This is a genomic window from Salinivibrio sp. KP-1 (assembly GCF_000968645.1).
Classification (GTDB): domain Bacteria; phylum Pseudomonadota; class Gammaproteobacteria; order Enterobacterales; family Vibrionaceae; genus Salinivibrio; species Salinivibrio siamensis.
Window position 1 is genome coordinate 1 of record NZ_LAQR01000028.1, and the last position, 651, is coordinate 651.

The following is a 651-nucleotide window of genomic DNA, read 5'->3' on the forward strand; positions in this document are numbered from 1 at the left end:
GCTAGTAATCGTGGATCAGAATGCCACGGTGAATACGTTCCCGGGCCTTGTACACACCGCCCGTCACACCATGGGAGTGGGCTGCACCAGAAGTAGATAGCTTAACCTTCGGGAGGGCGTTTACCACGGTGTGGTTCATGACTGGGGTGAAGTCGTAACAAGGTAGCCCTAGGGGAACCTGGGGCTGGATCACCTCCTTACTGACGCTATTTTTGCGAGTGTTCACACAGATTGTATAGGTTGAAGTATTAAAGAGGATATGTTCCCAAACATATCGGCGTGTCCCATTCGTCTAGAGGCCTAGGACACCGCCCTTTCACGGCGGTAACAGGGGTTCGACTCCCCTATGGGACGCCATTGGGTTGTTAGCTCAGTTGGTAGAGCAGTTGACTTTTAATCAATTGGTCACAGGTTCGAATCCTGTACAACCCACCACTATATTGTGGGCGATTAGCTCAGTTGGGAGAGCACCTCCCTTACAAGGAGGGGGTCACTGGTTCGAGCCCGGTATCGCCCACCACGCTTTAAAGGTTTTTGCTTAAGAATCTTTAGAACGTGGTTTATTTAGCAATAAACGACATGCTCTTTAACAATCTGGAAAGCTGACAAGTCATTCTTAAAGAATGACAGTAAAGTTCTCAATCAGTGACA

Annotated in this window: 3 tRNA genes and 1 rRNA gene; all 4 read left to right on the top strand. The window is 48.8% G+C overall.

Going from position 1 to position 651, the window contains the following annotated elements:
* Positions 1–200, top strand: a 16S ribosomal RNA gene (locus tag WN56_RS08640); the annotation flags it as partial.
* An 81-nt stretch (positions 201–281) separates the two neighbouring features.
* A tRNA-Glu gene (locus tag WN56_RS08645) sits at positions 282–357 on the top strand.
* 2 nt (positions 358–359) lie between these two features.
* Positions 360–435, top strand: a tRNA-Lys gene (locus WN56_RS08650).
* 9 nt (positions 436–444) lie between these two features.
* Positions 445–520, top strand: a tRNA-Val gene (locus tag WN56_RS08655).
* Positions 521–651: the final 131 nt, after the last annotated feature.